The organism is Streptomyces rubellomurinus (genome assembly GCF_000961885.1).
GTDB lineage: Bacteria > Actinomycetota > Actinomycetes > Streptomycetales > Streptomycetaceae > Kitasatospora > Kitasatospora rubellomurina.
Genome location: NZ_JZKH01000271.1, coordinates 1 through 848, shown reverse-complemented (window position 1 = coordinate 848; position 848 = coordinate 1). Strand labels below are relative to the sequence as shown.

At 67.9% G+C, this 848-nt stretch carries 2 protein-coding genes; both read left to right on the top strand.

What is annotated here, in order from left to right; all coding sequences use genetic code 11:
* The coding region (locus VM95_RS37765; protein ID WP_045706041.1) for an oligopeptide/dipeptide ABC transporter ATP-binding protein at window positions 1-478 on the top strand (478 nt) is incomplete at its 5' end.
* On the top strand, window positions 471-848 hold a 378-nt coding region (locus VM95_RS37760; RefSeq protein ID WP_045706039.1), incomplete at its 3' end, for an ATP-binding cassette domain-containing protein. The genes VM95_RS37765 and VM95_RS37760, both read left to right, overlap by 8 nt.

Sequence of the window (848 nt, the reverse complement as noted above, 5' to 3'; positions counted from 1 at the left end):
CCTGATCATCGCCGACGAGCCCACCACCGCCCTGGACGTCACCGTCCAGGCCCAGGTGATGGACCTGCTCGCCGAGCTGCAGGCCGAGTACAACATGGGCCTGATCCTGATCACCCACGACCTCGGCGTGGTCGCCGACGTCGCGGACAAGATCGCCGTGATGTACGCGGGCCGGATCGTCGAGACCGCCCCGGTGCACGAGCTGTACGCCCGCCCGGCGCACCCGTACACCAAGGGCCTGCTCCGCTCGATCCCGCGCCTGGACCAGAAGGGCCAGGAGCTCTACGCGATCAAGGGCCTGCCCCCGAACCTGCTGAAGGTGCCGACCGGCTGCGCGTTCAACCCGCGCTGCGACGTCGCCACCGACCTGTGCCGTACCGAGATCCCCCCGCTGCACCGGGTGACGGAGAAGGACGGCAAGGAGCTCATCGGCCGCGCCAGCGCGTGCCACCTCTGGAAGGAGACCCTCCATGGCTGAGCCCATCCTGGAGGTCAAGGACCTGGTCAAGCACTACCCGCTGACCCAGGGCGTCCTCTTCAAGAAGCAGGTCGGCGCGGTCAAGGCGGTCGACGGCATCTCGTTCGAGCTGGCCAAGGGCGAGACCCTCGGCATCGTCGGCGAGTCCGGCTGTGGCAAGTCCACGCTGGCCAAGGTGCTGATGAACCTGGAGCGGGCCACCTCCGGCCAGGTGCTCTTCAAGGGCGAGGACATCTCGACGCTGCAGGGTTCGGCCCTCAAGGCCGTCCGCCGCAACATCCAGATGGTGTTCCAGGACCCGTACACCTCGCTCAACCCGCGCATGACGGTCGGCGACATCATCGGCGAGCCCTTCGAGATCCACCCCGAG